This is a genomic window from Bradyrhizobium australiense, assembly GCF_013114825.1.
In the GTDB taxonomy this organism is placed as follows: domain Bacteria; phylum Pseudomonadota; class Alphaproteobacteria; order Rhizobiales; family Xanthobacteraceae; genus Bradyrhizobium; species Bradyrhizobium australiense.
The window spans coordinates 113,261-136,752 of sequence record NZ_JAAVLX010000003.1 but is presented as its reverse complement, the minus strand read 5'-3'; the positions used below and the strand labels follow the sequence as shown (position 1 = coordinate 136,752).

25 protein-coding genes and 1 pseudogene are annotated in these 23,492 nt (G+C 63.0%); 13 read left to right on the top strand and 13 right to left on the bottom strand.

The features are described from left to right. The first annotated feature begins 187 nt into the window (after positions 1 to 187). The 7 genes from HCN58_RS07775 (at position 188) to HCN58_RS07745 (ending at position 8,386) form a co-directional block, all read left to right on the top strand. Complete coding sequence (locus HCN58_RS07775) at positions 188 to 1,006, top strand: hypothetical protein (protein WP_171578789.1); 819 nt, start codon at positions 188 to 190, stop codon at positions 1,004 to 1,006. Positions 1,007 to 1,300: 294 nt separating this feature from the next. Continuing rightward, the gene (locus HCN58_RS07770; protein ID WP_171578788.1) at positions 1,301 to 2,272 is read left to right on the top strand and encodes an MBL fold metallo-hydrolase; all 972 of its coding nucleotides are present in this window, start codon (positions 1,301 to 1,303) and stop codon (positions 2,270 to 2,272) included. Positions 2,273 to 2,437: 165 nt separating this feature from the next. Then, entirely contained in the window at positions 2,438 to 2,728 is a 291-nt protein-coding gene (locus HCN58_RS07765) for a hypothetical protein (RefSeq protein ID WP_171578787.1), read from the top strand. 48 nt (positions 2,729 to 2,776) lie between these two features. Then, positions 2,777 to 2,959, top strand: coding sequence for a hypothetical protein (locus HCN58_RS07760; protein WP_171578786.1), 183 nt, complete (start codon positions 2,777 to 2,779; stop codon positions 2,957 to 2,959). 157 nt (positions 2,960 to 3,116) lie between these two features. Next, a complete protein-coding gene (locus HCN58_RS07755; RefSeq protein ID WP_171578785.1) occupies positions 3,117 to 4,655 on the top strand; it encodes a YifB family Mg chelatase-like AAA ATPase in 1,539 nt (512 codons plus the stop codon). Between the two features lie 891 nt (positions 4,656 to 5,546). After that, on the top strand, positions 5,547 to 6,014 hold the full coding sequence (locus HCN58_RS07750; RefSeq protein ID WP_171578784.1) for a hypothetical protein: 468 nt from the start codon (positions 5,547 to 5,549) through the stop codon (positions 6,012 to 6,014). Between the two features lie 137 nt (positions 6,015 to 6,151). Then, a complete protein-coding gene (locus HCN58_RS07745) occupies positions 6,152 to 8,386 on the top strand; it encodes a PAS domain-containing hybrid sensor histidine kinase/response regulator (protein WP_171578783.1) in 2,235 nt (744 codons plus the stop codon). A gap of 117 nt (positions 8,387 to 8,503) precedes the next feature. Here HCN58_RS07745 and coaA read toward each other — a convergent pair whose 3' ends face one another. The 7 genes from coaA to hisB form a co-directional block, all read right to left on the bottom strand. Next, a complete protein-coding gene (gene coaA, locus HCN58_RS07740) occupies positions 8,504 to 9,460 on the bottom strand; it encodes a type I pantothenate kinase (protein ID WP_171578782.1) in 957 nt (318 codons plus the stop codon). Positions 9,461 to 9,475: 15 nt separating this feature from the next. After that, complete coding sequence (locus tag HCN58_RS07735) at positions 9,476 to 9,799, bottom strand: phosphoribosyl-ATP diphosphatase (protein ID WP_171578781.1); 324 nt, start codon at positions 9,797 to 9,799, stop codon at positions 9,476 to 9,478. A gap of 83 nt (positions 9,800 to 9,882) precedes the next feature. After that, on the bottom strand, positions 9,883 to 10,659 hold the full coding sequence (gene hisF / locus HCN58_RS07730; protein ID WP_171578780.1) for an imidazole glycerol phosphate synthase subunit HisF: 777 nt from the start codon (positions 10,657 to 10,659) through the stop codon (positions 9,883 to 9,885). A gap of 10 nt (positions 10,660 to 10,669) precedes the next feature. Further along, positions 10,670 to 11,419 carry a 1-(5-phosphoribosyl)-5-[(5-phosphoribosylamino)methylideneamino]imidazole-4-carboxamide isomerase gene (gene hisA / locus HCN58_RS07725; RefSeq protein WP_171578779.1) on the bottom strand — a complete coding sequence of 250 codons (750 nt, stop codon included), beginning with the start codon at positions 11,417 to 11,419 and terminating at the stop codon, positions 10,670 to 10,672. Next, complete coding sequence (gene hisH / locus HCN58_RS07720) at positions 11,407 to 12,057, bottom strand: imidazole glycerol phosphate synthase subunit HisH (RefSeq protein ID WP_171578778.1); 651 nt, start codon at positions 12,055 to 12,057, stop codon at positions 11,407 to 11,409. The genes hisA and hisH overlap by 13 nt, the downstream gene beginning before the upstream one ends. After that, positions 12,054 to 12,584, bottom strand: a complete 531-nt coding sequence (locus tag HCN58_RS07715) for a DUF2628 domain-containing protein (RefSeq protein ID WP_171578777.1) — start codon at positions 12,582 to 12,584, stop codon at positions 12,054 to 12,056. Before HCN58_RS07715 ends, hisH begins: the two co-directional genes overlap by 4 nt. A 32-nt stretch (positions 12,585 to 12,616) precedes the next feature. Beyond that, the gene (gene hisB / locus HCN58_RS07710; RefSeq protein WP_171578776.1) at positions 12,617 to 13,210 is read right to left on the bottom strand and encodes an imidazoleglycerol-phosphate dehydratase HisB; all 594 of its coding nucleotides are present in this window, start codon (positions 13,208 to 13,210) and stop codon (positions 12,617 to 12,619) included. A 191-nt stretch (positions 13,211 to 13,401) separates the two neighbouring features. Between hisB and hslV the strand changes: the two genes are divergently transcribed. The 5 genes and pseudogenes from hslV to HCN58_RS07685 all read left to right on the top strand — a co-directional run bounded on the left by hslV (position 13,402) and on the right by HCN58_RS07685 (position 17,737). Continuing rightward, positions 13,402 to 13,953: an ATP-dependent protease subunit HslV gene (gene hslV, locus HCN58_RS07705; RefSeq protein WP_171578775.1), complete on the top strand. Its 552-nt coding sequence runs from the start codon at positions 13,402 to 13,404 to the stop codon at positions 13,951 to 13,953. Positions 13,954 to 13,968: 15 nt separating this feature from the next. Beyond that, on the top strand, positions 13,969 to 14,460 hold the full coding sequence (locus HCN58_RS07700; RefSeq protein ID WP_171578774.1) for a GNAT family N-acetyltransferase: 492 nt from the start codon (positions 13,969 to 13,971) through the stop codon (positions 14,458 to 14,460). Beyond that, positions 14,457 to 15,062 (top strand): DUF2585 domain-containing protein, encoded by a 606-nt coding sequence (locus HCN58_RS07695; RefSeq protein WP_171578773.1) that lies wholly within the window; start codon positions 14,457 to 14,459, stop codon positions 15,060 to 15,062. The genes HCN58_RS07700 and HCN58_RS07695 overlap by 4 nt, the downstream gene beginning before the upstream one ends. Before the next feature lie 51 nt (positions 15,063 to 15,113). Further along, positions 15,114 to 16,415, top strand: coding sequence for an ATP-dependent protease ATPase subunit HslU (gene hslU / locus HCN58_RS07690; protein WP_171578772.1), 1,302 nt, complete (start codon positions 15,114 to 15,116; stop codon positions 16,413 to 16,415). Between the two features lie 198 nt (positions 16,416 to 16,613). After that, a pseudogene (locus tag HCN58_RS07685) lies at positions 16,614 to 17,737 on the top strand (hypothetical protein). A 6-nt stretch (positions 17,738 to 17,743) separates the two neighbouring features. On the opposite strand, the gene HCN58_RS07680 reads toward HCN58_RS07685, so the two are convergent. From HCN58_RS07680 to HCN58_RS07670, 3 genes are read right to left on the bottom strand one after another with little or no spacing between them, the layout of a single operon-like run. Beyond that, positions 17,744 to 18,340: a Smr/MutS family protein gene (locus HCN58_RS07680; RefSeq protein WP_171578771.1), complete on the bottom strand. Its 597-nt coding sequence runs from the start codon at positions 18,338 to 18,340 to the stop codon at positions 17,744 to 17,746. Then, on the bottom strand, positions 18,337 to 19,977 hold the full coding sequence (mltA, locus tag HCN58_RS07675) for a murein transglycosylase A (protein ID WP_171578770.1): 1,641 nt from the start codon (positions 19,975 to 19,977) through the stop codon (positions 18,337 to 18,339). The genes HCN58_RS07680 and mltA overlap by 4 nt, the downstream gene beginning before the upstream one ends. Then, complete coding sequence (locus HCN58_RS07670) at positions 19,901 to 20,599, bottom strand: Tim44/TimA family putative adaptor protein (protein WP_171578769.1); 699 nt, start codon at positions 20,597 to 20,599, stop codon at positions 19,901 to 19,903. The genes mltA and HCN58_RS07670 overlap by 77 nt, the downstream gene beginning before the upstream one ends. Before the next feature lie 411 nt (positions 20,600 to 21,010). Between HCN58_RS07670 and secB the strand changes: the two genes are divergently transcribed. Continuing rightward, complete coding sequence (gene secB / locus HCN58_RS07665; RefSeq protein WP_171578768.1) at positions 21,011 to 21,499, top strand: protein-export chaperone SecB; 489 nt, start codon at positions 21,011 to 21,013, stop codon at positions 21,497 to 21,499. 23 nt (positions 21,500 to 21,522) lie between these two features. Here secB and dnaQ read toward each other — a convergent pair whose 3' ends face one another. The 3 genes from dnaQ to HCN58_RS07650 are packed head-to-tail and all read right to left on the bottom strand — an operon-like array spanning position 21,523 to position 23,489. Continuing rightward, positions 21,523 to 22,254, bottom strand: a complete 732-nt coding sequence (dnaQ, locus tag HCN58_RS07660; RefSeq protein ID WP_311966799.1) for a DNA polymerase III subunit epsilon — start codon at positions 22,252 to 22,254, stop codon at positions 21,523 to 21,525. After that, complete coding sequence (coaE, locus tag HCN58_RS07655; protein WP_171578766.1) at positions 22,254 to 22,853, bottom strand: dephospho-CoA kinase; 600 nt, start codon at positions 22,851 to 22,853, stop codon at positions 22,254 to 22,256. The genes dnaQ and coaE overlap by 1 nt, the downstream gene beginning before the upstream one ends. Before the next feature lie 27 nt (positions 22,854 to 22,880). After that, positions 22,881 to 23,489 carry a Maf family protein gene (locus HCN58_RS07650; RefSeq protein WP_171578765.1) on the bottom strand — a complete coding sequence of 203 codons (609 nt, stop codon included), beginning with the start codon at positions 23,487 to 23,489 and terminating at the stop codon, positions 22,881 to 22,883. Positions 23,490 to 23,492: the final 3 nt, after the last annotated feature.

Sequence of the window (23,492 nt, the reverse complement as noted above, 5' to 3'; positions counted from 1 at the left end):
GCCTCCTGCCGGCAGATTGGAACCGACGAGGAGAGCCGCGGCACCGTTCTGCTACGCCGCCGGGAGTGGCCCCTGGATTCTACGATGCTATCGCGATGTGATCCCATATCTACCATCATGCGGCCATTCTTTGGGCAAGACTGCACGGAGCGCTGCCGGATGCTCGGCCGGCCACCGTCGGATGACATTGGACGGAAAGGAAACGCCAATGAACTCCACACCTACACCGAAAGAAACTGAATCCCACGATGCTCCGGTCGCGCGCGCCGATGAGAGGCTCGCGCACGCCCGCGAACAGATCAAACGCGCGGATGAGCAGCTCGCGCATTTGACTGAGCAGGTTGCAAAAATGGAGCGCGATACTGCGCATCCGCCTTCGGCCCGACCTGCCCCGCTATTACCGGAAAAAAGGCCGGCGCTCCGGACACTCGCTGCCTTGCCCCTGGCGGCGTGCATCATTGTCGCTGCCCTGGTTTTGCAGTCGTCCTATGGCGGCGGCGCCAAGCTGGTTGTCGCTTGGTGGGCGCCGCAGCCCGTTTCATCGCCACCATTGCCGCCGGAAAATCCGCCATCGCCCGCGCAGCCTGCTCCATCTACCGTTCAGGTGACCGCGGCGGAGGCAGCACCACCGCAAGCACCGACCTTGGCTCAGGCCGCACCACCGCAAGACGCCTCGCCGCCAACGACCGCCGCGCTTCCCGAACAGACACAGTTGCTGCAAACGATCGCGCGCGACCTCGCGAACCTGGAGCGAACCATCGAACAGCTCAAGGCGAACCAGCAACAAATGGCCAGCGACAATTCAAAAGCGATTGCGCAGCTGAAGGCGAGCCAGGAAGAGATGAAACGCGCGCTCGCAAAGGTTTCTGAGCAGAACCCGCCCAAAACATCACCGCCTCCGACGCAGCCAGCCCCGACCTTGCGCAAACCAGAGCGGTCGCCGCCGCAAGCGAGAGCGCGGCCTCGATACCCAAGGGAGTGGATGTACGACGACTACGATTGGTAGCTGTCGACGCAGTAATCATCGAAATCCTCTCCTGCAACAACGCCTCAACGCGATACGCCGCGCGCGACATCGTCGTCATTAGTCGCGGCTCGGGGGCCCATGTCGCGGCGGAAATGTGGGATACCATCGAGAATAAACGGTTCGCCAAACGCCGCGGCGCGTCATCGTCATTTTCGCATCCCTGTCGTGTCTCCTCATCCCACTTGCCAATTTCGGGAAGCGGGAGCAGCCTGTAGGCACGGATGAATCCGTCCGGGCACGTACTGCAATCAATAAATTAGTGGAGGAAGCCGCATGACGACGAATCTTTCGCGACGATCTTTGCTTGCGCTCGGCGCCGGGCTCAGTGCGACAACGATGCTCGGTGGCAGCGCGTTGGCAAAAGCACCAAAACTCGGCACGCAGACGCCCTACTGGCACCGCTTCGTTCTCGGCAACGCCGAAGTGACTGTTGTCTCCGACGGCCCGCTGCCGCTCGGCGATCCCTCCGGCACGTTTACCGGCGTTCCGAAGGAGGAAGTGAAGAAGATGCTGTCCGACAACTTCCTCAATCCGGACAACGTCGTGCTGGAGCAGAACTCGCCGATCGTGAACACCGGCGACAAGCTGATCCTGTTCGACACCGGAATGGGCACCTCGAAGGCGTTCGGCCCGACCACCGGCCAGCAGCAGAAGAGCATGGCGGCGGCCGGCATCAAGCCTGAAGATATCGACGCCGTGGTGTGCTCGCACGCCCATATCGACCACATCGGTGGCCTGGTCGGCGCCGACGACAAGCCGCTATTCCCAAACGCGCAGGTCTACATCGCACAGAGCGATTTCGATTTCTGGACCGATGAAGGCAAGCTCGGCAGCCAGCTGAAGGATTTTGTCATTCACGCGCGCAAGAACCTGATGCCGGTGCGCGACCGCATCGTGTTCATCAAGGACAACCAGGAATTCTTGCCGGGCGTGACCGCGCTCTCAGCTCCCGGCCACACCGTCGGCCACACCATCTTCATGGTCAGTTCGAAAGGCAAATCCTTCTGCTTCCTCGGCGACCTCTCGCATCACGCGGTGCTGCTGCTGGAGAAACCGCGGATGGAGTTCTCCTACGACACCGACCCGAAGCAGGCAGCTTCCTCGCGGGTGAAGATGCTGGACATGCTCGCGGCTCAGAAGATCCCTGTCATGTCCTATCACTTCGCCTGGCCAGGCTACGGCCACGTCGCCAAGAACGGCGATGGTTTCAGGTATTATCCTGAGCCGATGAACATGCAGCTCTGAGATCCATGCTCCCCCCGGGGCTGACCGGCGGTTGGCCCCGGATCATCGATGCGCTCCCGCCGTGCGCGCGGTTCAGGCGAGCCTTAGAGAACTCCAATCGAAAGGGCGTACTTTAGGAACCATCGCGGACCGCCGAAATTGGTTTTTCCTCAGAGAGGAAGTACCATGAAACGCATCGCGATCATCCTGGGCGTATTGCTTGGCAGTTGCACGTTCGCCCTGGCGCAGGGCGCCCCCAGCGGGCGGGGATCTACGACCGGCGATCCCGCCGCCAGTTCGGCAAATCCCAGCGCCGCGCCGAATGCAACCACCGGGGCAAGTACGTCCAACCCGAGCGGTAGCGGAACTTCCACCTCGGGCGGGAGGGACGAAAATAGCGACCAGGGCCGCGACAAGATGCCCGAGAGCAACATGAGCGTCCGGCCACAGGACCAGCCGGCGCCCAAGCCGAAATAAAGGGGTCCACATCTCAGCCGCTTGGCAGCCAGTTTGGAGGCCCGGCAAATGACCAAAGATATCATAGCGATCGGCGCGGGAATGCTCGTCGTCTGGTTTGGCGTCTGGAGCTTCCGGGCTAGCCACGAGAATGTGAGCCCTGCAAAGACAGAGGCAGCGCGCACTCTCGCCGATGATCCGGCGCTGAAGCTTATTTCCGAGCAGAGCCCGTACATGCGAACGGAGCGCTAGGCACCCCGTTGCGGGTCGAAATATTGGCGATCCGGTTCAGCACCGGTCTGTCGATGCAGAATGTGCGCTGCTAGACCTTTTGCACACAATGTTCTTCTAATGTTCTTGACTTACCCTCCGGTTCCCCGCTACCTTCGATTGCGTCACGAGGGGCAGCATGGTAGCGCGCGTATCTACCGTAGCGTTTGAGGGGATCGAGGCTCGCGCGGTCGACGTGCAGGTGCAGGTCGCGCCGGGACTACCAGCGTTTGCAATCGTAGGTCTGCCCGACAAGGCGGTGTCGGAGGCGCGGGAGCGGGTGCGTTCGGCACTGATCGCCTCGGGGCTGGCGCTGCCGGCGCGGCGGATCATCGTCAACCTCGCGCCGGCCGATCTGCCGAAGGAAGGCAGCCATTACGATCTGCCGATCGCGCTCGGCCTGATGGCGGCGATCGGCGCGATCCCGCCGGATGCGCTCAACGGCTTTACCGTGCTCGGCGAGCTTGGGCTTGATGGCTCGATCGCCGCCGTCGCGGGCGTGTTGCCGGCGGCGATCGGGGCGAATGCACGCGAAGAGGGGCTGATCTGTCCCGCGGCGTGCGGGACGGAAGCGGCCTGGGCGAGCCCGGACATCGAGATCATCGCCGCCAAATCGCTGATCCAGATCGCCAACCATTTTAAGGGCACACAGGTGCTGTCGCGCCCGCAGCCGAAAGTGCACGAGCCAGAAGCGACGCATCTGGACCTACGCGACATCAAGGGCCAGGAGAGCGCCAAGCGCGCGCTAGAGATCGCGGCGGCCGGCGGGCATCATTTGCTGATGATCGGCTCGCCCGGCGCAGGCAAGTCGATGCTGGCGGCGCGACTGCCGTCGATCCTGCCGCCGCTGTCGCCGTCTGAACTTCTGGAAGTGTCGATGATCGCTTCCGTCGCCGGCGAAATCCGCGACGGCGCATTGACCGCGCGGCGACCGTTCCGCGCGCCGCACCATTCCGCCAGCATGGCCGCGCTGACCGGCGGCGGGCTGCGCGCAAGGCCCGGCGAAATCTCGCTAGCGCATCAGGGCGTGCTGTTCCTCGACGAACTGCCGGAGTTTGATCCGCGCGTACTGGACTCGCTGCGCCAGCCGCTGGAGAACGGCGAGGTATCGGTGTCGCGCGCCAATCACCGCGTCACTTACCCCGCGCGCTTCATGCTGGTCGCGGCGATGAATCCCTGCCGCTGTGGCCAGGCCTATGATCCCGGCTATTCCTGCAGGCGCGCACCGGTCGACCGCTGCACGTCGGACTATCAGATGCGCATCTCCGGCCCGCTGATGGATCGCATCGATCTGCGCATCGAGGTGCCGGCGGTGACCGCCGCCGACCTGATCCTGCCGCCGCCTTCTGAAGGCTCGCCAGAAGTCGCGGCCCGCGTCGCCGCCGCGCGCGACATCCAGCTCACGCGCTATGCCGCGGCCGGCATGCCGCACATCCGCACCAATGCCGAAGCGCCAGCCTCGCTTTTGGAGACGATCGCGCAGCCAGATGCGCAAGGGCAAAAGCTACTGCGCGATGCCGCCGAAACCATGAAGCTGACCGCGCGCGGCTATCACCGCGTGCTGCGCGTCGCGCGCACGCTCGCCGATCTCGATCGTGCGGAAAAGATCGGCCGGCTGCATCTGGCGGAAGCGCTGTCCTATCGCGCGCTGGCAGAAGATCTGCGGCGGGCGGCTTAGACGGTCTATCCACTCGTCATTCAGGGGCGAGCCTCTTTGGCGCGAATTATGATGCGCGACTGCACGTCGTAGAATGACGGCGGCCAATTGCAACTGCAACAACCCGACGACAGGCAAATCACTTCTGATTTTCCGAAATCGTGTCAAGCCCAAGAAGCAAAAGAATCAAAAATATTTCGCTTAACGCGTATGGCAAATCAGCCGCATAACTCCGCCCGTCTCACCCGATGGAGGGGCGGCTCGCGATCGTCACGAACGTGCGGTGGGATGCGGTGGACGCGAATGGCGCGCAAGACGGTGGCGCCTGACGCGTACGGCGAAGTCGTGTGGTCCTGGCGTCGGTGCTGGCGCTAAGTTTCGCGGGTTAGCTCGCGGAGCGACGGTGGCAAAAGAGCCGTTCACCGGGGAGAGCTCGAAGTAAGCCGTAAAGCCACTGCGCAGGGAAGGCCGGGATGCTCCCGCTGTACCTGTATGCTCGTGTGCGTTTTCTTTTGCGCACTTTGCACACGAGACCGCGGGTGCGGCGCGCACCCGGTCTTCCCTGCGCCCTCTGAATCGGAGGGCGGGAAGGTTGAGAGCAAACCTCGGGCGCAATGCGCCGCGAGATAGCGAACGCACATTCCGTTGTCATCGCCCGGCTTGACCGGGCGACCAGTATTCCAGAGACGGCAGTGATCGAACCGAAAGACCCCGGCGTACTGGATACTCCGCATACGTGGGGTATGAGATCTTACTATGCGACTGCAACGTGGGATCGCTTCGTTCCACTCGCGATCAGGATGCCGGATCAACCAAAAACAACCGGCGTCAACATGGCGGTAACTAGTTTCCTTTACCCTCTGCCAACCATAAGCCCCGTGTCGCGGGTTTATGGCGAACGAGTAGCGTGTCATGTTGCGTTTGAAGATTCTGGCCTCGGTGATTCCGCTGGCAATTGTCGCCCTGTTCGCGCGCGGCGAGTTCTTGGCCGGTCCGCGGCCCTGCATCGAAATATCAGGCACTTCCGTCCAGATCGCCGCCCTCTCCTGGCAGGCGCACCGGCACGTCAGTTTCACCAGCGATCCTGGCCGCGCAACGGTGCGGGTCCAGATTTCCGACGACGCGGAAGCGGCCGACTTCACCGTGATCGACGACATCGATACGGCCGAAGCCGGCGCCTGCGAGAGCAACGCGCCGCCGCTTCTGGTAACGATCTCCCGGAAGCCCTCCGCTTCCGATCCCGTGATCTATCTTTCCAGGGATGGACCGGCCGACTACCGCATCTTCGTGTCCTCGACGAGTTTTTCGCTGCTCGATGCCGCCGCCCTGATCGTCAGCGCCCGCGGCGACCGCCACCGCATCGAAGCGGCGTCGCTTTAACACTTCATTCACCCTGTTCTCATCGCGACTGTTACGCGCTGGGAGCCTCAAGCACTTTGCAACGTCGGCGACGCATCGTCTGCCTGAGAGAGGCGGCGAAGCAGGCCGGTTCAATTCAAGCAGCAGGGTCATTGGCAATGGGGCGGACTTTCCGGATCAAACTTCGCTTTCGTCGCTTCGGCCGCCGTCATCCTTGGCTCACCTTCGCGCTGCGCTCCTTCATGATCTTCTCGGTCGTGTTTGGCAGTGCCTATGGCTTCATCGCCGGAGCCAAGACGGAAAATTCCGGCTATGACCCGCACTCTTTTGCGATCGGCGTCGCCTTCCTGTTTGCGATCGCCTGCGTCGCACTCGCCACGTTCAGCGTCCGGCTCCGCCTGCTGCGCAAGAAGATGCGCAAGGTTGCGCTGCATAATGAAGCGCTGGCCGACCGGAACTGGGAATTGCAGGAAGCCGAGCAGCGTAGCCGGCGGCTGTTCGAATCGCAGGGCGACCTGATCGTTCTGCGCGACGGCGAGGGCCGCATCACTTACGCCAACGACGCCTATTGCGAGCTGGCGCAAATGCCGCGCGATGCGCTGATCGGCAGCCGTTTCGCGCTTACCGTTCTCGAACAGGGCGATACCGCGCTCGAACCGAGCGGCACCCGCGTTCACGACCAGCGGATCGAGGGGCCGCTCGGTCCGCGCTGGATCGCGTGGCGCGAGGGCCTCGTTCGCAACGACGCTGGGGGACCGGCAGAGATGCAAAGCGTCGGCCGCGACGTTACCGATCGCACCGAGAGCGAACGCGCGCTGACCGAGGCCCGCGACCAGGCAGACGCGGCAAGCCGCGCCAAGTCGCGCTTCCTCGCGATGGCGAGCCACGAGATCCGCACGCCGCTAAACGGCATCATCGGCATGAGCGGCCTGTTGATCGACACGCCGCTGACGCCGGAACAGGCGACCTATGTCAAGGCGGTGAAGACCTCCGGCGATGCGCTGCTCTCGCTGATCGAGGAACTGCTGGATTATTCCAAGATCGAGGCCGGCAAGATCGATCTCGAACACCGCCCGTTCGCATTGTCGGGCCTGATCGAGGACATCACCGAACTACTGGCGCCGCGCGCGGAGGCCAAGAAGATCGAGGTAGCCGCCTATGTCGACGAACGGCTGCCGACCCACGTGGTCGGCGACGCGGCGCGTTTGAGGCAAGTGCTGCTCAATCTTGCCGGTAATGCAATCAAGTTTACCTCGACCGGCGGCGTCGCGCTGATCGTCGAGCCCGGCATCTGGCCCAATGAAATCAGTTTCCTGGTGCGCGATACCGGCATCGGCATCGCCCCCGAAGCGCGCGAGCGGATCTTTCGCGAGTTCGAGCAGGCGGACGACAAGATCGCGCGCAGCTATGGCGGCACCGGACTCGGCCTCAGCATCTCCGACCGCATCGTGAAGCGCATGGGCGGCCGCATCACGCTGGAGAGCACGCCGGGCATGGGCTCGGCATTCGAAGTGTCGCTTGCCCTTGCCGCTGCCGGCGGCGAACAAACCTCCTTTGCGGCGCCGGATCTATCCGGCCATTCGATCATGCTGGTCTCGCCCGCAAGCATCGAGGCCTCGCTGACCGCGCGGCGGCTGCAGCGATGGGGCGGGCAGACTTGCATGATATCCGACGCCGCCGTCGCAGAGGCCCTGCTGCCCGAGCGCCCCTGGCACGCCGTGCTGATCGATCACGCGCTGGGACTGGCCGAAATCGAACGGCTCGGCGAAGCCGCGCGCCTACATGCTGCGCAGCGCATCGTGATGTTTACGCCGGCGACGCGGCATGAAATGCAACCATCCGCCACGTCCGCCCTCACCGGCTATCTCGTCAAGCCGCTGCGCGCGGCCTCGCTCGCGGCCCGCCTGATGGCCGCGCCGGAAGTGGCTGCGCCGAGCCTGGAGCCGGCAATCGACCCGAGCGAGACGCCCGCAGCTCCGTCGGCCAAGGGCTTATCGATCCTGGTTGCCGAGGACAACCAGATCAATGCGCTGCTGATCCGCTCGCTGCTTGGCCGGCTCGGCCATCACGCCGTCATCACCACCAACGGCGAAGAGGCGCTGGAGTCCTGGCTCTCGGCGAAATCCGCCGGCAGCCCCTATGACCTCGTCCTGATGGACATCCAGATGCCGCAGCTCAACGGCATTGAAACCACCAAGCGGATTCGCACCCTCGAATCCGGCGAACCGGGTAGCCGGACGCCGATCCTGGCGCTCACCGCCAACACCCTGGTGGAAGATCGCTACGCCTGCTTCGAAGCCGGCATGGACGGATTCTTGATCAAGCCGCTCGACCGCGAAAAGCTCGCCGAGGCACTCGCCGGGCTCGTCGCGTCACGGCACATCGCGGCGTGAGGTGAATTTGTAGGGTGGGCAAAGCGCAAGCGTGCCGACCATGTCAATCACCGATCGGATAGAAGACGGTGGGCACGGCGCAAGTGCGCCTTTGCCCACCCTACGAAGTTCGAGGCCTTACAGCCGCCGCAGCGCGACCGTCTCGACGAGATGATCGGCGCGTTTTTTCAGGATCAGCGTCGCGCGCGGACGGGTCGGCAGGATGTTGTCCTCGAGATTGGCAAGGTTGGTGCGCTCCCAGATCGCGATCGCCGTAGCGGTCGCCTCCTCGTCGGAGAGCACCGCATAGCGATGGAAATACGATTTGGGATCGTGGAACGCGGTGTCCCTCAGCGCCAGGAAGCGCCGCACATACCATTCGCGCAGCACCGGCTCCTCGGCGTCGATGTAGACGGAGAAGTCGAAGAAGTCGGACACGACAGGCACCGCCTTGCCGTCGCGCGGCAAACGGCCGGTCTGCAGCACATTGACGCCCTCGACGATCAGGATGTCCGGGCGGTCGACCTCGATCCACTCGTTCGGCACGATGTCGTAGACCAAATGCGAATAGACCGGCGCCCGCACCGGCCGGCGCCCGGCCTTGATGTCGGAGAGAAACGACAGCAGCATCGGCAGATCGTAACTCTCGGGAAAGCCCTTCTTCTGCATCAATCCCTGCCGCTCGAGCACGGCATTGGGAAACAGGAAACCGTCTGTTGTCACCAGGTCGACCTTGGGACGCGGCGACCAGCGCGCGAGCAGCGCCTGCAGCACGCGCGCGGTGGTCGATTTGCCGACCGCGACCGAACCGGCGACGCCGATGATGTAGGGCACCTTGCGGTCGCGGATGCCGAGGAACTGGCGCTGCGCCTGATAGAGCCGGTGCGTGGCGTCGACATAGATCGACAACAGGCGCGACAGCGGCAGGTAAATATCCTCGACCTCCTGCAGGTCGAGGCGGTCATGCATCGAGCGCAGCCGCTCGAATTCGCCCGGCTCCAGCGTCATCGGCGTGTCGTCGCGCAACCGCGCCCACTGCTCGCGGGTGAAGACGCGGTAGGGGTTATATTGCTGGTCGGGAGCCCGGATATCCATCAGCTGTCCTCGCGGTCAGTCGCGCTTGCGCGACGCCTTCTCCTCGAGCCCGGACATCGACGTCCGCTGCGCCAGCGCGGCTTCGACCTCTTCAAGCTTCACGCCCCGCGCCTTCAGAAGCACCAGCAAATGAAACAGCAGATCGGCGCTTTCGGCAATCAGGTGGCTGCGGTCGTTCTCGACTGCCGCGATCACGGTCTCGACGGCTTCCTCGCCCAGCTTCTTGGCGCAGTGCTCCGCGCCCCTGTCGAGCAATTTGCGGGTGTAGGACGCCTCTCCTCCCGATGCGGCCCGTGCATCGATGGTGGCGGCCAGATCATGGATCGTGAAACGCGACATCAACCGAACTCAACACTCGCGCCCGGCCAAAGGCCGGGTCGCCGTCCCGGGCAAGGACTTAGCACTTTTGCGAGAGGGAGTCGTCAGGGATCGAGCCGCATCGGCAGCCCGGCGCGCACCATGTGCTCCTTGGCTTGGCGTATGGTAAATTCGCCGAAGTGGAATATCGAGGCCGCCAGCACCGCGGTGGCGTGGCCCTGGCGGATGCCGTCGACGAGGTGGTCGAGATTGCCGACGCCGCCGGAGGCGATGACCGGTACGGGGACACTGTCGGCGATGGCCTGCGTGAGCGGCAGGTCGAAGCCCTGGCGGGTGCCGTCGCGGTCCATCGAGGTCAGCAGGATTTCGCCGGCGCCGAGCGAGACAACTTCCTGGGCGTATTCGATGGCGTCGATCCCGGTGGAGTTGCGACCGCCATGGGTAAAGATCTCCCAGCGGTCCGAACCGCCGCCGCGCTTGACCCGCTTGGCGTCGATCGCGACCACGATGCACTGCTCACCGAATTTTTCCGCCGCCCGCTTGACGAATTCGCGGTTAGCGACGGCGGCCGAATTGATCGAGACCTTGTCGGCGCCGGAGCGCAGCAGGGTTTTGATGTCATCGATGGTGCGGACCCCGCCGCCGACCGTCAGCGGCATGAAGCAGGCTTCCGCCGTGCGCCGCACGACATCCAGCATGGTGCCGCGGTTTTCGTGGGTCGCGGTGATGTCGAGGAAGCACAATTCGTCGGCGCCGGCCGCGTCGTATGCAATCGCCGCTTCGACGGGATCGCCGGCGTCGCGCAGGTCGACGAAATTGACGCCCTTGACCACCCGGCCGTCCTTGACGTCGAGACAGGGGATCACGCGGACCTTGAACATCGCAAAACTCCTAGGCCGCGGCGCGCGCGTTGCGGATCAGCGTCAAAGCTGCGGCGGGGTCGAGCCGGCCGTCATAGAGCGCGCGGCCCGCAATGGCGCCGGCGAGCTTTTTGGCGCGCGGCTCGAGCAGCGCCTTGACGTCCTCAATGGAAGCAAAGCCGCCCGAGGCGATCACCGGAATCGAGATGCGCTCGGCCAGCGCGATGGTCGCATCGAGGTTGAGGCCTTTCAGCAAACCGTCGCGGGCGATGTCGGTAAAGATAATCGCGGCGACACCGGCATCCTCGAACCGCTGCGCGATTTCGAGCGCGGTCACCTGCGAGGTCTCGGCCCAGCCTTCGACCGCGACCTTGCCGTCGCGCGCGTCGAGCCCGACCGCGACGCGGCCGGGAAACTTTTTCGCGGCGCTCTTCACCAGCTCCGGATCGCGTACCGCCGCCGTGCCGATGATCACGCGCGCGATGCCCTTGTCGAGCCAGGCTTCGACGGTCTTGAGATCGCGGATGCCGCCGCCGAGCTGCACTGGCATGGTAACGGCCTTGAGCATCCCTTCGACCGCCAGCGCGTTCATCGGCTTGCCGGCGAAGGCGCCGTCGAGATCCACGACATGGAGATATTCGAAACCCTGCTCGGCAAAGGCGCGGGCCTGCGCCGCGGGATCGAGATTGAACACGGTCGCGCGCGCCATGTCGCCTTGTTCGAGGCGCACGCACTGGCCGTTTTTCAGGTCGACGGCAGGAAAGAGGATCACGGCTTCCACTTCAAAAAGTTCGAGATCAGAGCCAGGCCGAAACGCTGGCTTTTCTCGGGGTGAAACTGCGTGCCGATAGCGGTGTCCTTGCCAACGATCGCCGTCACCGGGCCGCCATAGTCGGCGCGTGCCAGCACATCCGATTCGTTCAAGGCATTGAGGTGATACGAATGCACAAAATAGGCATGGCGGCCGTTCGGCCCGAGCGGCAGGCGCTCCAGCACCGGGTGCTCGCGGACCAAGTCGAGCGTGTTCCAGCCCATGTGCGGAATTTTCAGATTTTCGTCGCACGGCGAGATCTTCTCGACGTCGCCCTCGATCCAGTTGAAGCCGTCGGTCGTGACATGCTCTTTTCCGCGCGTTGCCATCAACTGCATGCCGACGCAGATGCCGAAGAACGGCCGCGCCTTGACGCGCACCGCTTCGGACATCGCGTCAAGCATGCCGTCCACGGCATCGAGGCCGCGGCGGCAATCGGCGAAGGCGCCGACGCCGGGCAGCACGATGCGGTCGGCGCGGAACACCGCGTCGGGATCGCGCGTCACCATGACCTTCTGCGGCTCCTCCATGCTCCGCGCCGCCCGCTCGAACGCCTTTGCCGCCGAGTGAAGATTGCCCGAACCGTAATCGACGATCGCGACGGTCATCGCGGACCTCCCGGCTCCGGAAACAAACCGATGATTCCGCCCTGCGGCATCGGCGGCGGCTTGGAGAACGGCTGGCCCGCAATGTTGCGGGTCGGCGGCGGCGCGCCGCGATCGACCGCGTATTGGTCATTGGTGAAGCCACGCTGCTTCGCAGCCCAGCGCTCGAAGAAGCGACGTTCGGCCGCTTCCTGGTCGTCGGCGACCACGATGTCGAGCTGGCGCCATTTGCGCCGAGACAGTGTCCAGCGCCGCAAGCTGGTCGCTTCGAGCCCCATCAGAATGGCGATCAGGACGTCAACGGTGAAGATCGTGCCGCGGGTGGCTCCGAGAGCCGACATTCCGAACTGGATCGCAATTATCAGAATGGTCCAGCCGATCAATGCCAGCCAAAGCCGATGCCAAAGGAGCCAGATCACGCTCGCAACCGCAGCCCAGAAATGGAAGCCGTCACGAACGAAGACGAACTTATCGGCCGCCGCCAGGTCGGCGCCGTCACCCACGGGGGCGTGCACTGTATAAACCCGCATCGTAGCTCTCCGCCGCGAGACGCGAACGATAATCAGCCGCCGAGCTGACCCTTGGTGGAAGGCACTTCGCCGGCCGCGCGCGGATCGATCGCAACCGCGGCACGGAGCGCCCTCGCCAGACCCTTGAAACAGGATTCGGCGATATGATGGCTGTTCTCGCCATATAAAGTCTCGACGTGCAAAGTCACGCCGGCGTTGATGGTGAAGGCGTTGAACCATTCGCGCACCAGTTCGGTGTCGAACTGACCGACCTTGTCGCGCGGAAAATCGACCTTGAACACCAGCACCGGCCGGCCCGAAATATCGATCACGACGCGGGACAGCGTTTCGTCCATCGGCATATGGATCGAGGCATAGCGGGTGATGCCGGCCATGGTGCCGAGCGCCTGCTTGACGGCCTGGCCGAATGCGATGCCGACGTCCTCGGTGGTGTGGTGGTGATCGACGTGGAGGTCGCCATCCGCCTTGACCGTGATATCGATGCGGGAATGCCGGGCCAAGAGATCGAGCATATGGTCGAAAAAGCCGATGCCGGTCGAAACCTTTGATACGCCCGTGCCGTCGAGGTTCACTGCGACCTCGATGTCGGTTTCCTTGGTCTTGCGCTTGATGGACGCCGTCCGCATGAAACTGCTTCCCTTTGGCCGCGTGGGGGCCGAAAACGCGGCCCTTTTAACAGGCGGATGTCACCTTCGCTACTGCGGGATGTCGTTTAAAGGGCTGAACTTCAGTCCATGGTGACCGGATTCGGGGGTGAAACGGCGCGATTGTAACCCTCCCCCTCAACCCCTAAATCTGACGGGAACGAGGGCAATTCATGCAAGCATCTGAAAACAACCTGCCGATCTGGCACGGCACCACGATTTTGACGGTCCGCAAGGGCGGCAAGGTGGTAATCGGCGGCGACGGCCAGGTCTCGATCGGCCAGACCGTCATCAAGGCCAACGCCAAAAAGGTCCGGAAAATCGGCAAGGGCGACGTGATCGGCGGCTTCGCCGGGGCCACCGCCGACGCCTTTACCCTGTTCGAGCGGCTGGAGAGCAAGCTCGAGCAATATCCGGGGCAATTGACCCGGGCGGCGGTCGAACTCGCCAAGGACTGGCGGACCGACCGCTATCTGCGCCGGCTGGAAGCGATGATGATCGTGGCCGACAAGGATGTCTCGCTGGTCCTGACCGGGACCGGCGACGTGCTGGAGCCGGAAGCCGGCGTGATGGCGATCGGCTCCGGCGGCAACTACGCCCTGGCGGCCGCCCGCGCACTTGTCGACACCGACAAGGACGCCGAAACCATCGTGCGGCGCGCGCTCGATATTGCCGCCGATATCTGCGTCTACACCAACCGGAACGTCACGATCGAAACGCTCTGAGGGGAGCCGCCGGTCATGGCGCCGGAACCGGAATATGTCTTCCGCCCGATGACCGTGGCCGACCTGCCGTTGATCCGGCAGTGGCTCGCGCGGTCGCATGTGCGCGAATGGTGGGGCGAGCCCTCTGAACAATATGAACTGGTCAGCGGCGATATCGATGAATCGGCGATGGATCAGTTCATCGTCTCGGCGGGAGGTAACGATTTCGGCTACCTGCAATGCTATGATTTGACGGCGTGGAATTCTGGCTTTGGCGAACATCCGCCCGGCACCCGCGGCATCGACCTCTTCATCGGCGAGTCGGGCATGATCGGGCGCGGCCATGGTTCGGCTCTCATCCGGACCTTCGTCGAGGATCGGTTGAGGCGCGGCGCGCCACGCATCGTCACTGATCCCGATCCGGCCAACACCCGGGCTGTACGTGCCTATGCGAAGGCGGGCTTTGAAAAAGCTGGTATGGTCGATACTCCTGATGGTCCCGCCCTATTGATGATCCGTAACGCATGACATCCACCAGCAGTATCGAGAAAGCTCCAGTCACGCTTTCGGCCTGGCATTGGACGTTGATCGCAGCCGGCATCCTCGCAGCCCAAGCCGCGATCCTGTACGGGATGGGACGCCTGCCGATCTGCGCCTGCGGCTACGTCAAGCTCTGGCACGGCGTGGTGCAGAGTTCGGAAAACTCGCAGCACGTTGCCGACTGGTATTCGCTATCGCATATCCTGCACGGGTTCCTGTTCTACGGCGCCACCTTCCTCGCCTTCCCGCGCTTCGCCTGGCAGGGCCGCCTGATCCTCGCCATCTTGGTCGAAGGCGGCTGGGAACTGGTCGAGAATTCCGACTGGATCATCAATCGCTACCGCGCCGGCACGATCTCGCTGGATTATTTCGGAGATACCATCGTCAATTCGATCTCCGATATGCTCTTCATGATTGGTGGCTTCCTGCTGGCGAGAAAACTTCCCGTCGCAGTCACCGTCGCCGTTGCAGTGTTGTTCGAACTCGTGATGGCGCTCCACATTCGCGACAATCTGATGCTCAACATCATCATGCTGGTTCACCCCTTCGAGGTAATCAAACTATGGCAGGGTGGCCCGCCGATCATTTAGCGGCCTCGTGCACCGCTTGCTCTCGCAACTTTGGACACCTACCTAGGACCTATGACCGACTTTTCTCCCCGTGAAATCGTCTCCGAACTCGACCGCTTCATTGTCGGCCAGGCCGATGCCAAGCGCGCGGTATCGATCGCGCTGCGCAACCGCTGGCGACGGCTGCAGCTCACCGGCAATTTGCGCGAAGAAGTGCTGCCGAAAAATATCCTGATGATCGGGCCGACCGGCGTCGGCAAGACCGAGATCGCGCGGCGCCTAGCAAAGCTCGCCGGCGCACCCTTCCTCAAGGTTGAAGCCACCAAATTCACCGAGGTCGGCTATGTCGGCCGCGACGTCGAGCAGATCATCCGCGATCTCGTCGAGGTCGCGATCGTGCAGGTGCGCGAACGCAAGCGCAAGGATGTGCAGGCTCGCGCGCAGCTTGCCGCCGAGGAGCGCGTGCTCGATGCGCTGGTCGGACCGGCCTCGAGCCCGGCAACGCGAGACTCCTTCCGCAAGAAGCTCCGGGCCGGTGAGCTCAACGACAAGGAAATCGAGATCGAGACGCAATCCTCCGGCGGCATGCCGATGTTCGAGATACCGGGCATGCCGGGTGCGCAGATGGGAGCGATTTCGATCGGCGATATCTTTGGCAAGCTTGGCGGGCGGACCAAGACCCGCCGGCTGACGGTCGAGGGATCGCACGAGATTCTCGTCAACGAGGAATCCGACAAGCTGCTCGACAATGACCAACTTGTGCTCGAAGCCATTGCTGCGGTCGAGAACAACGGCATCGTGTTCCTCGACGAGATCGACAAGATCTGCGTGCGGGAAAACCGCCTCGGCGGCGACGTCTCGCGCGAGGGCGTGCAGCGCGACCTGCTGCCGCTGATCGAGGGCACCACGGTCACGACCAAGCACGGCGCGGTCAAGACCGACCACATCCTTTTCATCGCCTCGGGCGCGTTTCATATCGCAAAGCCCTCCGACCTGTTGCCGGAATTGCAGGGCCGCCTGCCGATCCGCGTCGAGCTGGAAGCGCTGAGCCGCGACGACATGCGCCGGATCCTGACCGAGCCGGAGGCGTCGCTGATCAAGCAATATGTCGCGCTGATGCAGACCGAAGGCGTGACGCTTGACATCACCGACAACGCGATCGACGCGCTGGCCGATATCGCTGTCGCCGTCAATTCCACGGTCGAGAACATCGGCGCGCGGCGGCTGCAGACCGTGATGGAGCGCGTGCTCGACGAGATTTCATTCGCCGCGCCGGACCGTCATGGCGAGACGATCAAGGTCGACGCCGAATACGTGCAGAAGCACATCGGCGATCTCGCCAAGAACTCGGATCTGAGCCGGTTTATTTTGTAGGGCATTTGAAGCCCGGATGAAGCGTAGCGAAATCCGGGATCGGTCAACCCGCGTGGCCCCGGATTGCGCTGCGCTATGTCCGGGCGACGCTCATCATCACAAAACTCGTTGTGCCCTTCGGCTGGGGCAGCTATCCCGTTGCGGTTGAGGCCAGCGGCTATGGCTCCCTGCTTTCGCAGGGACGACGGATGGTATTGAATGAACTTGCGGGTGTGGGAAAACCCCTGGCGCTTGATGCTGGCCGTCAATGCCGCCGTGCTGATCGGGGTCTTCTGGCACAAGATCACGCTGCCGCCTTACGTCCCCTACATCCATCTGCTGGTCGATTATCATTTCGGCTTCACCAAGCGCGCGCTGATCGGCGCGATGGTCTCGCTGTTTACGGCCAAGGTGCCGGTATGGCTGGTGTTCGCGCTGGGTGGCGCGGTGTGGCTGATCACGGCAGGACTGTTCGTGCAGCTATTCCGGCGGACGTTTGGTTTCGATCAAAAGCATTTGCCGCCGTTCGTGTTCATGGCGGGCTCACCGTTCTTCCTGAAGAATTTATGCACACGCTGGGGCATTTCGACATCTATGGATGCATGTTTGCGATTTGCCTGCTGCTGATTCCGGCGCGTTCACTCGCCTACGTGCTGCTGTCCGCCGTGTTCTCAGTCATCCTCATTCTGATCCACCACATTCATCTCCTGATGTATGTGCCGACTATCGCCGCCATCGTGGTGCTGCGCCATTACCTCGCGTGTGGAGTTAACCGGGAGAACGCCGCGGTCGGCATCGCGTCGCTTATTGGCCTCGGCGCGCTGTTCATCGCTGCACAGTTCGACGGCACGATGGCGGTCCCGGAGCCTGAGCTGGTCCGACATCTGCAGGAAAGAATGGCCGATCCGTCGCAAGCGAAGCTGCTGAGCTTCAGTTACATCTGGCATCAGCCGCTGTCGAAGGAGATGCTTGATACCTGGCAGCGCCTGCCGCACAATGTGCTCGGTATCCCCATATTTGCGCTTCTGATCGGACTGCATACGCCGCTCTGGCGATATTTTCTCAACCTGATCCTCACTCTTGCCGTTGACGCGCATCGCCGCATCGTCACCGCCGTGATCGTCGCCGTTAGCGTCGGCTATCTCATCATGTTTGCGATCGTGTTCGATTATTCCCGCTGGATTTCGAATTGGGCCACGTGCTTGTTCCTGATCCTGCACGCGGTGAAAATGCTGCCTGCGTCAAAGGCCGTGCCGCCGATTTCGGTGCATGATCGGAAGACGATGGTATTCGGCTGGATCGTGACTCTGATCCCGCGCGTCGGAATCGTGCGGCCGTTCTGAGCGAGATTAGAAACGCGCCCGTCGCACCCGCACATACAACGCCCCCTCGCCGCCATGGCCGACATGGGCTTCCTCGAAGCCGACCACCAGCGAGCGGAATTCCGGCAGCCCAAGCCATTGCGGCACCTGACGGCGCAGCACGCCGCGCTCGGACTCGGCGCCCACCTTGCCCTTGCCGGTGATGACGAGCACAAAGGTCAGCCCGTCATGATGGGCGCGCTGCAGAAAACCGAACAGCGCGCGATGCGCGCGCGTCTGCGTCATGCCATGCAAGTCGAGCCTTGCATCGATCTCCTTGCGACCACGCGACAGATGCGATCGCTCGCGGCGGCCGATCGGCGCCAGCGGTGGCGGCTCCGGTTTTGAAGGAGCAACGATTCGCGCCGGCGCGATATGCCTTGATGAAGCGGCGGGTTTCGGAGCGATTTTGTGCTCGGTTTCCGCCGGAACCGCCGACGGCTTCAAGGCGCGATGCCGCTTGCGCAACGGCTTGACCTGCTTGGCGACGCTCTCCCACAGCGCGCGCTCCTCTTCGCTCAGGCCGCGCTTGCGGCGCGGCGGCTCCGGCAATTCGGGAATCAAACTCGACGATCGGCGTTTCATCGATGATGGCGATATCGGCGCAGGTGACGCGGCTGCGGTTTCGCCGAAACCGCTTCAACCTTCGGCCGCGGTTCGGGAAGCGGCACTGGCTTTGCCACGGCAGCCTGGATGGCCGGGGTTGGCGAGGGCCCGGTTGCCGACGATGTCGCCGCCTGCATTGTGGGCTTGGCGCTGGTCGCCGCCGTAACCTCGGGCGGCTTTCCGGCATGCTTCGGATCCTTGGACGGATCGATTTGCGGGAACAGTTTTGCGATCGTCTCCGACGGCCGTTCATCGGGCACCGGCATCCTGCGGCCACGCGCCACCGGATCGAGGCTCTTCGGCACCAGGATCACGAAGCGGGCATTGTGGCGGAGGCGGCCGGACACTTTGCCGGCGTCGAGACCGGCGCCGAAGTAGAGATCGGCGCGCGCGGGACCGACGATGGCGGAGCCGGTGTCCTGCGCAATCATCAGGCGGCGAAACGGCGTCTTCGATTGCTCCGACTCGATCGGCAGTTCGCCCTCGATGAAGAACGGAGTACCATAGACATGCAGCGATTTGTCGACCGCGATCGACCGACCCGGCGTCAACGGCACGCCCTGGGCGCCGACCGCCTCGTCCTTATCGGAAAGCTGCACCTCACGGAAGAAGACATAGGCCTTGTTCTGCCTCCGCAGCTCGTCGGCCTCGTTAGGATTCTGTTCCATCCATTCCCGGATCTTCTGCATCGACATCTGATCCTTGGGGATGATGTTGCGTTCGATCAGGATGCGGCCGACCGGCGTATAGGGAAAACCATTATGCGCATCGTAATTGATGCGAAGGGTCGAGCCGTCATCGAGGCTGACCCGCGCCGAGCCCTGGATCTGCGAGAACAAGAGGTCCGTCTGGTCCTTCAGCCAGCAGATTTCGAGGCCGCGGCCGGCGATAGCGCCATCCTCTATTTCGGCACGATCGTAATAGGGCACCAGCTTCCGGCGGCCGATCTTGCGGAACACCTGACCCTTGTTGGGCAAACCGGCCGAGCTTTGCGTGGTGCCGCGGACGAACAGGTTCGACGGCCGGCGATAAACCGGGACCTTGTAGACCTCGTTCTCCGTCCGTGAGCCGTCGACGATGGGTTCATAATAGCCGGTAACGAAACCCTCGCCTTCGCCAAGCCGCGAAATGCGCAAGGGAAGAAAGTGCTCCTCGAAAAAGCCCTTGGCCTTCGCACCATCGGATAGTTCGAGGCTCCTGGCGATGCGGCAGGAATCGCGCAGCGACGTGCCAAGTGCCTTTGGATCGGCAGGCGGCTTTTGCTGCGCCGCTATCGGCCTGCAGCTCGCGCGAAATGCCTGGTAAGCGGCGAGATGATCGTCCTCGCTCCACCCCGCGATCTCGGACCACGCGACCGGCGCATATTGACCGCCGCTGATCTGAAGCGGGAATTCGAGTTGCGGATATGGCAGGTGACGGGCGGGTGGCGGATGCGCCACTTTGTGCGAACGGGCGTGACGCATTGTTGCGGCATCCGCCGGAGCAAGCGAGCAAGCCAAAGCGAGCACGCCGAACGCAAGCCCCGCAAGGCTTCGCGTCTTAGCCCGCGCTTCCGGTGCCAACCAGCTTCCAGTTCGGATCGCGAGAGCTCGTGTCGCGGGCGAAAGTCCAGACATCGGTGATATCGGCGACCTTATCGGGGTTGCCATCGACGATGGCGCCGGTCTTGTCGCGTGTGACCGAAATCATCTGCGACACGAAGCGAACCGTCAGTTGTGCCGCGCGGTCGCGGGCTTCCGCATTCACCAACTCGGCCTTGTCGATCGAAACAAACCGCGTTTCGGTTTTCTGCTCGTGCTTCTCGCGATCCTTGATCACGGCCTCGAAGCTCTCATAGACCTCGCTGGACAAGAGATCCTTCAGCGCCCGGCGGTCGCCATTGGCGAAGGCCAGCACGATCATCTCGTAGGCGCTGCGCGCGCCGGCAAGGAAGTGTCTCGGATCAAACGAGGAGTCCTGGGCGGCAATGGCGTCGAGACCGGCGGCGAGCGGCGTGCCCGCCTCAGCAACGCCTTTCCAGCGGTCGGCCGGCGCCACATCGGCGTTCGGCGCCAGCGGCGCCTGATCAATGACGGTGCCCGGCATGGGAACGACGTTGTTGTCCTGCGTCCGCGGCGCGACATTGGGCGCGGCCCGATCATAGGGCCGTTCGCTCCCGGTGCGCTGTCCGAGGACGCTGCGCAGGCGCAGGAAGATAAAGACCGCCAGCGCCAGGAAGATGATGGTGTAAATATCCACGTCGTATTCGCTTTCTGGTTCCAGCGCCGGCAACGGGCCCGGCGGTCGAGCGTTCCTGGTGAGAAGCTCTTTTACGAGTTTTCCCTGATCATCCATTCAGAGTGAAGCATGTAGGCATGAAACTTCGCCCGGCCAATGGCGCGTTTTGGCGCGGGCTAATTGTAGCGCGTTTTAGCGGCGAGGGGAAACACGATCGTGGCCGGAAATCACGCACATTCAATTATTTAGGATACATTTCGGGTGACTGACGGGGCGGTATTGGGCCTATCCGCCACAATTCGTGACCGGGCAGGTCTGCCGCCGGGCCGTCGTCCTTGTGGAATGAGCCGGGGCTATGATAGCCACTCGCCCGGAAAACGCATTTTCAGACGAACCCGGGCCGCGCTTGCGAGCGCTTCAGGAGAGAGTTTCATGACCAACGGCAACGGCGCGCCTCCCGAACAGGCCCCTCCCCAACTCAACGTGCTGGCCCAGTACACGAAGGATCTGTCGTTCGAGAATCCGAACGCGCCATCCTCGCTGGCGCCGCAACAGCAGCAGCCGGCAATCAACATCCAGATCAATGTTTCGGCGAACAATCTCGCGCAAAACGAGTTCGAAGTGACGCTCTCGATCGAGGGCAAGGCTGAAAATGCCGGCAAGGTGATGTTCAGCTTCGAACTCGCCTATGCGGGCGTATTTCGCATCGTCAACGTGCCGCAGGAACAGCTTCATCCGCTGGTCATGATCGAATGCCCGCGACTTTTGTTCCCGTTCGCGCGTGAGATCATCGCAACCGCCGTGCGCGACGGCGGCTTCCCGCCCCTTATGCTCGACCCCGTCGATTTCGTCGGCCTGTACCGCCAGAACATGGAGCGGCAGGCTGCCGCACAGGCCGCTTCCGGCGCGAAGCCGAGCTAAAGCAGGCGGCGTCTATTCTGCCGCTAGACTGCTGCCAGAAGAAAATCGTTCCAGATCGGCTTGTCGCCCAAGGTGGCGATGAAGGCGCGATGGGCCTCGCGATCGGCTTCGGTGATTCGCGGCGCCAGCGGCACCTCGCGCTGCCGCCGCGGCGTGTCGCCAAATCCGCTGGTAATCGTGATGCTGGTTTCCGACGCCAGGATAAGTTGCGACTGCCGCGCGCCGATCAGGTCGATATAGACCTCGGCCAGGAGCTCGGCGTCGAGCAGCGCGCCGTGCTTGGTGCGGCGGGAATTGTCGATCGCATAGCGCGAGCAGAGATCGTCCAGCCGGTTCGACACGCCCGGATGCTTGCGTCGCGCCAGCAGCAGCGTATCGACCAGCCGTTCACGCGAAATCGGCTGCCGCTTGATGCGGTCGAGCTCGGCATTGATGAAGCTGATGTCGAACGAGGCGTTGTGAATCACCAGCGGCGCGTCGCCGATAAATTCCAGGAACTCCTCGACCACTTCGGTGAACAGCGGCTTGCTGGCGAGGAACTCGGTGGATAGGCCGTGCACGTTAAATGCTTCGGCCGGCATATCGCGCTCGGGATTGATGTAGCGGTGAAACGTCTGCCCCGTCGGCATGCGGTTGAATATCTCGATGCAGCCGATCTCGACCAGGCGATCGCCGCGCAGCGGATCGAGGCCTGTGGTTTCAGTATCGAGGACGATTTCGCGCATGGATGTGAGAGACCGAAAGTTTCGGCGAATCAGATCCGCCGCTGCGGCATCTTAACAACCTCGGCCAGAATGTCGCGGATCTGCGCGCGAACCCGGTCCAGTCCATGCGACGTATCCACGACGAAATCCGCACGTTTGCGCTTTTCGGCATCGGGCAATTGCCGCGCCAGAATGGCGTCGAGGGCCTCCGATGTCATCGTACCGCGCGCCAAAATTCGTTCGCGCTGGGTTTTCGGATCGGTCGTGACCACGACCACCGCATCGACGCGCTTCTCGCCGCCGGTTTCGAACAATAGCGGGATATCCATCACCACGACCGGCGTCCCGGACCGTTCGGCGTCGTCGAGGAACTTCTTGCGTGAGGCGCCGAGCATCGGGTGAACGATCTCCTCGAGCTGCTTGATGGCAGCAGGGTCATGCACCACCTTGGCGGACAGTTTGGCGCGATCGACCCTGCCGTCCACCGTCGTGCCGGGAAACGCGGCTTCGATCGCGGGCGCCGCCTCGCCTTCATAGATTTTGTGAACGGCCGCGTCGGCGTCGTAAACCGGCACGCCCGCCTCGGTGAACAGCTTTGCGGTGGTGGATTTCCCCATCCCGATCGAGCCGGTGAGTCCCAGAATCCGCATCAGATCGCCGCTGCCAAAGTGATGATTCTAGACATTGAGCAGACCCTCGCCGCGCAGGAATGCCAGTAGTGGCAGTAGCGGCAGACCGAGAATGGTGAAATGGTCGCCTTCGATCCGTTCGAACAGATGCACCCCTAGCCCTTCAAGCTGATAGGCGCCGACGCTGGTCGTGACCGCCTGACCGGCCTGATCCAGATAGGCTTCGATCTCGCTCTCGGCCAAGCGCCGCATCGTCATTCTGGCAATGCTGACGTCGGAAAACACTAGCTTGCCGTCACGGGCAACCGCAACGGCGGAGTGCAGCTCGTGCGTCTGGCCGGCAAGCAGCCGCAATTGATCTGCGGCCTGCGCGCGGCCGGCCGGCTTACTGAACAGCCGGCTTCCCAAAGCCAGCGTCTGATCGGCGCCAATGACATAACGGCCGGAATTTTTTGAAGATACGAACCGCGCCTTCTCGCGCGCCAGCAGGCCGGCGATTTCACCGGGCGCAGAAAGACCGGAATTCTTCTGCACCGATCGCTCGTCGATATCGGCCGGAACGGCGTCGAAGGAAATGCCGGCATCGGCGAGCAGCATCTGCCGCGCGCGGCTCTGCGAGGCGAGAATTAGCGGATGTTGTCCACGCCAGATGGTCATCTC